The 5,410-nt window shown below is 74.4% G+C and carries 6 protein-coding genes; 3 read left to right on the top strand and 3 right to left on the bottom strand.

Annotated features, from left to right (window positions below):
* A partial coding sequence (locus AN218_RS18330; RefSeq protein ID WP_420855984.1) for a WD40 repeat domain-containing protein occupies positions 1-526 on the top strand: 526 nt, incomplete at its 5' end.
* 138 nt (positions 527-664) lie between these two features.
* Here AN218_RS18330 and AN218_RS18325 read toward each other — a convergent pair.
* Complete coding sequence (locus AN218_RS18325) at positions 665-1,591, bottom strand: glycoside hydrolase family 16 protein (protein ID WP_070017973.1); 927 nt, start codon at positions 1,589-1,591, stop codon at positions 665-667.
* A gap of 326 nt (positions 1,592-1,917) precedes the next feature.
* On the opposite strand from AN218_RS18325, the gene AN218_RS18320 reads away from it, so the two are divergent.
* Entirely contained in the window at positions 1,918-2,844 is a 927-nt protein-coding gene (locus AN218_RS18320; RefSeq protein ID WP_079132309.1) for an alpha/beta fold hydrolase, read from the top strand.
* Positions 2,845-2,927: 83 nt separating this feature from the next.
* Entirely contained in the window at positions 2,928-3,428 is a 501-nt protein-coding gene (locus tag AN218_RS18315; RefSeq protein ID WP_070017972.1) for a GNAT family N-acetyltransferase, read from the top strand.
* 25 nt (positions 3,429-3,453) lie between these two features.
* Here AN218_RS18315 and AN218_RS18310 read toward each other — a convergent pair whose 3' ends face one another.
* Both AN218_RS18310 and AN218_RS18305 read right to left on the bottom strand, forming a co-directional pair.
* On the bottom strand, positions 3,454-4,134 hold the full coding sequence (locus AN218_RS18310) for a DUF899 family protein (protein WP_070017971.1): 681 nt from the start codon (positions 4,132-4,134) through the stop codon (positions 3,454-3,456).
* 286 nt (positions 4,135-4,420) lie between these two features.
* A partial coding sequence (locus tag AN218_RS18305; protein WP_216311779.1) for a LamG domain-containing protein occupies positions 4,421-5,410 on the bottom strand: 990 nt, incomplete at its 5' end.

The following is a 5,410-nucleotide window of genomic DNA, read 5'->3' as shown; positions in this document are numbered from 1 at the left end:
CGGGCACAGGCCGCCGCGCGCGCTGCGCACGCTGACGGGCCACCGGGAGAGCGTCGGCGCCGTCGCGTTCAGCCCGGACGGCCGGACGCTGGCCAGCGGCGGCGACGACCGCACCGTGCGGCTGTGGAACGTGGCCGGGTCCGTCCGCGCACATCCGGCCGTGCGGATGCTGAAGGGGCACGAACAGCCCGTCCGTACGGTCGCGTTCAGCCCGGACGGCGAGCGGGTGGCCAGCGGGGGCGACGACGAGACCGTACGGCTGTGGGACGTGGCGGACCCCGCGCACGCCCGCGCCTGGGGTCAGCCGCTGACCGGGCACACCGGCAGCGTCTCCTCGGTGGCCTTCGCCCCGGACGGCTCCACCCTCGCCAGCGCCGGCTTCGACCTCACGGCACGGCTGTGGACGCTGGACGCGGACGAGGCGGCGGCGGGCGTCTGCGCGCGCTCACGCGGTGTGCTGACGCCCGCGGAGTGGCGGGTCCGTCTGCCGCAGGTCCCGTACGAGGCGCCGTGCGGGGGCGGTTGAGGCGCGGGCGCAGCGAGTGAGCCCCGTACGGTCCTCCGGGGCTCGCGGGGCGACGGCCGAGGGGCGCCGTCGCCGTCCGGCGCCCGCGTGCGGTGGTGCCGCCGGGTGGCACCACCGGGTTCCGGCGACCGCGAACGGTCAGGAGCGGGCGGCCGGTTCGCTGACACCGTCGATGGAGTACGCCCGGGTCCAGTCGACTTCGTAGGCGGCGGTCTGCATGCCCTCCCCGAAGAAGTTGTCGAGCTGAATCGTCTGGTGCATCGAGGGCGCGCACTGGATGCAGTCGCGGACGTCGTTCTCGCCGCCGGAGAAGCTGAACCACTCCTTGCCGTCGACGAATCCCTTGACGTGGTCGGGCGTCCACTCGACGGCCACGTTGTGCCACTCGGTGAGGTTCACGCCGCAGCTCTCCGCGGGCTCCTGCTGCACCTCCGCGTTCGGGTCGTGCGGGTAGTGGATGAACGCCTTGGCGCACTTCTCGCCCGGTGCGGTGTTCTCCAGGAAGTCGTACTCCCCGTCCTGCGGCCAGCGGTTGGAGTCCGGCCAGAGGATCAGCAGCGGGTGGTAGGTGCGCTCGCTGTCCGCGCCGGTGGCCTCCGAGCGCACCCGTGCCTCCCAACGCCCGTAGCGCTGGCCGAACTTGGATGCCATCCAGCCCGAGTCGCCGTTCTCCGCGCCGAGTTGCCGCAGCTTGCCGCCGACGACCTGGCTGTTGTCGGTGCAGCGGCGGCCGTTGCCGTCGTGGCCCTCGCCGCACTCGCCGGGCCCGCCGGGCAGCTCCCACTTGGCGGTGTCCGGCGGCTCCGGCTTGTCGGCGGAGCCGTAGTCGAACTCGTCGGTGCCCTCCGGCACGGGCTTGCCCCAGCCGAAGCGCTCCGCGGCGGTGTCGCCGTCGTCCGCGGCGCCCGCAGTGGAACCCGCGGCGGGGGCCGCCGCCGCGCCCTTGTCCTTGCCGGTGTCCCCGGCGGCGTCCGTCGCCGAGGCGTCGAACGGAAGGGCGGCCAGGGCGAGCAGCCCGGCCGCGGCGGCACCGTAGGCGGCGCCGCGGAGGCGTGAGCGGTTCATGTGGTGTGTCCTCTCGATGAGTTGAGCGTCTCCCCGCGCGCACGGACCGCGGCGTGAACCCTCCCCTGTGTGGTTCACGCCGCGCGCCCGCCGTCCGGCAGCGCCGTTCGGCGGGACGGTACGGCGGGCGACCCGTGGCGTGGTCACCGCATGCAACACCGCGACAGGCGTGTTCAGCAGGTGCGGACCGGCACGATGAACAAGAAACGACCGAGGGACGGGGGAGGGGGACGGCGGCCGGGACCGGGCCGTGACCGCCGCCTCGGGGCAATCTCGGCCTCCCGCGCGGGCGATGAGTTCCCGGCGGGCGCCCGGTCCGTACGTCCATGACGACACACACGCTCGAAACCCCCGGTGCCCGCCTCGTCTACGACGTCCACGGACCGCTGCCGCCCGCCGGCGGCGCCCCGCCGCTGCTCATGATCGGCCAGCCCATGGACGCCTCCGGATTCCGCGCTTTGGCCGCGTACTTCACCGACCGCACCGTGGTCACGTACGACCCGCGCGGCATCGGCCGCAGTACGCGCACCGACGGCCGTACGGACCATGCGCCCGGCACCCAGGCCGCCGATGTGCACGCCCTGATCGACGCGCTGGACGCCGGTCCCGTCGAGATGTTCGCGAGCAGCGGCGGCGCGGTGACGGCGCTGGCGCTCGTCGCGGCCCACCCCGGCGACGTGACGGCCCTCGTCGCACACGAGCCCCCGCTCGTCCCGGTGCTGCCCGACGCCGCGGCGGCGGAGCGTGCGCGGGCCTCCGTACGGGACGTGTACGAGGAGCGGGGCTGGGGCGCCGGGATGGCGGCGTTCATCGCGATGACGTCCTGGCCCGGCGAGTACACCGACGACTTCTTCGCCCGGCCTGCGCCGGATCCGGCCGCGTTCGGGCTGCCCGCCGACGACGACGGCAGCCGCGAGGACCCGCTGCTCTCCGACCGCTCCTGGGCGGTCAGCGACCACCGGCCCGACGCCGCCGCGCTCGCCGCGGCCCGTACGCGCATCGTGATCGCCGTCGGCGAGGAGACCGGAGACACCTTCACCGGCCGCACCGCGCAGGCGACGGCGGCGCTGCTCGGCCACCGCCCGGCGGTCTTCCCGAGCCACCACGGGGGCTTCGTCGACGGGGAGTTCGGCTACGCCGGGCAGCCGGAGGCGTTCGCCCGCAGGCTCCGTGAGGTGCTCGCAGAGGCAGAGGCAGAGGCAGAGGCAGAGGCAGAGGCAGAGGCGGAGGCGGGCGCGGGCGAGAGCCGGTAGCCGGTAGCCTGGCCATACGCCGCCCGCCGCCCGCCGGCGGAAATCCGGACGACCCCGGCGCACCGCGCGGATACGGTGACGCGGTGCCCGAACTGCATCGGCTGCACGCCGGCCATGCCCCGGCGGTCCTCGCCTTCGAGCTGGCGAACCGCACCTACTTCGCCGCCTCCGTCTCCGACCGCGGGGACGCCTACTTCGACCGGTTCGCCGACCGGTACGGCGCGTTGCTCGCCGAGCAGGAGGCCGGCGTCTGCGCCTTTTACGTACTCGTCGCCGAGGACGGTTCGGTCCTGGGCCGGTTCAACCTCTACGACCTGGAGAACGGCAGCGCCGAACTCGGCTACCGGGTCGCGCAGCATGTCGCGGGCCGCGGTACGGCCACGGCGTACGTCCGCGAGCTGTGCCGGCTGGCGGCGGCGCGGCACGGGCTGCACACCCTGCGCGCGGCCGTCTCGCACGACAACGCCGCGTCCCACAAGGTGCTGGTCAAGGCCGGGTTCGTCGCGGACGGCCCGGCCGACCCGTCCTCCGTCGGCGGTCAGCAGGGCACCTGGTACCGGCGCGATCTGGCACCCGGCACGTAGCGGACGTGCGTCCCGTATCGCGTGGCTAGTAGTCCAGCCCCGCGTACCACTCGCCCCGCCCCTGCCGGGTCAGGTCGAGCAGGTGCCAGACCGGGCTGAGCAGGTCGATGCCGCGCTCGGCGACGTCGTCGGCCATGCGCGGGTGCGCGGAGTAGACGTGGCGTACGGGACCGGCATCGTCGCGGCTGAACACCGAGACCGTCGAGTCCTGTTCGCCGTCGGCGTCCTCGCTGCCCAGGTCGTACTTGAAGGTGCCGGCCCCGGCGCTGAGCAGCCGCAGATTCCGCCAGCCGCGGTCACGGGCGTGCGCGCGCAGCTCGGGCAGTCCGGCCGCGGCGACGATCACGAGGTCGGCGTTGCGCGCGATGTGCCGTGCCACCCCGTTGAAGCCGTCGATCCACATCGTGCACATCGGGCACGGCTCGGTCTGCCGCTTGCCGTACATGAGGTGGTAGACGATCAGGTCCCGTCCCGGGGTGTCGCACAGCTCGCCGAGGCTGACCGTCCGTACGGGTGCGTCACCGGCGTCCAGATCGGCGGGGCCCTCCTCGAAGACGTAGTCCTCGACGACGGGCCCTGGCGGCAGTTCGCGGCGCAGGGCGGCGACCCGCTCCCGCTGCCGCATCAGTTCGATCTCGGCCTGCCGCAACTCCTCGCGGGCGCCGGTGTATTCGGCCGGCTCGGCGGTGAGACGGGTCTGACGCATGGCTGCTCCCGTGATGGTGGTATGAGACGTGGTCGACGGGTGAGGGGGGCCGGGCGAGCGACGGGCGAGGGGCGACGGACGTCGGGTGACGGACGTCGGACGGGCGGACGGCGGCGGCCCGTTCGGCTCCCGGGCCGGCCCCGTACCCGTCCTCTGGTCCCGGTTCCCGGTCCCGGCCGGGACACCGTATGCGGAGGTGGCGGCCGCGGAGGCCCGGCTCGCGGGCACGCCCGTAGGCCGGCCGCTGGCCGCGGGTACGCGCCGTACTTCCGCCGTCGCGGCGGGCTCAGCCGTCGCCGTCCTCCGCGAGCCTCGCGGCCTCCTTGCCCGTGAGCGCGCGGGGGAAGGCGCGTACCTCGGAGACCGTCCCGTCGAGCCCGCGGATGAACCCGTCGCCCAACTGGGCCCTGCCGACGGCGAATTCGCCCTCGGTGCTGTTGTCGCCGTCCCGGTGCACGGACCCCTCCAGCTCACCGTCGACGTACAGCCGGATCCGCTCGTCCCCGGCGTCGTACACCCCGGTCAGCGAGGTCCAGCGCCCGGCACGCGGTGCGTCGTCGGACTCCGCCTCGTCGGCGCGCGAGGTCTTGGAGTCCGTACGGTGCATCCGCATCTCCCAGCGCTTCTCCACCGCGTCGTACTGGAGCTGGAAGGAGCTGATCTCGGTGCCGTCCTGGCTGGCGACGGTCTGGTACTCGTCGGTGCTGTTCAGCTTGACGCGTGCCGAGACCGAGAAGCTGCGGTCGGTGTCGAGGACCGGTCCGCGCGAGGTCACCGACTGCTGCCCGGCGAAGACGAGTCCGCCGCCGGCCAGCGGCTTCGGCAGCGGGTCGCCCTTCGGCGTCCCGTTCCGGCCGTTGCCCGAACTGTCCTTCGCCACCGGGCCGTCGGCGTCCTTGCCGTCGAAGAGCCACTCCAGCGCGGCGCCCTTCACGGCGGGCGCGGGCGGGGGAGAGGAGGGCTTGCGGTCACGGCCCTCGTCGGGCGGCGGCTTCTTGCCGTCGTCGCCCTTCGACCCGGAGGGCGACGGGGACGGGGTGCCGCGGTCGGACTCCGAGGGCCCGGGATCGCGGGGCTGGGACGTGGACGGCGCCTTCTCCGAGGGCACTTCGCCCGCGAGTTCGGACAGGTTCGGCACGAGTCCCTGCGCGTAGGCGAACGCCATCGCCGCCGAGCACACGCCGACGACGGCCGCGGCCTGGGTGATCCGGCGGCCGCGCATACGGTCCCGGCTGCTGGCCCGGGCGGGCGGCGCCGCCGGTGCGGGCGGGGTGAG

Origin of the sequence: Streptomyces nanshensis (assembly GCF_001751255.1) — a bacterium.
In the GTDB taxonomy this organism is placed as follows: domain Bacteria; phylum Actinomycetota; class Actinomycetes; order Streptomycetales; family Streptomycetaceae; genus Streptomyces; species Streptomyces nanshensis_A.
The sequence above is the reverse complement of the archived record's forward strand: the minus strand, read 5'-3'. Positions and strand labels throughout refer to the sequence as shown.

Bases quoted from the DNA above. Each gene is read 5' to 3' on its own strand.
- AN218_RS18320 (WP_079132309.1), top strand. From the start codon at position 1,918: ATGACGACACACACGCTCGAAACCCCCGGTGCCCGCCTCGTCTACGAC.
- AN218_RS18310 (WP_070017971.1), bottom strand. From the start codon at position 4,134: ATGCGTCAGACCCGTCTCACCGCCGAGCCGGCCGAATACACCGGCGCC.
- AN218_RS18325 (WP_070017973.1), bottom strand. From the start codon at position 1,591: ATGAACCGCTCACGCCTCCGCGGCGCCGCCTACGGTGCCGCCGCGGCC.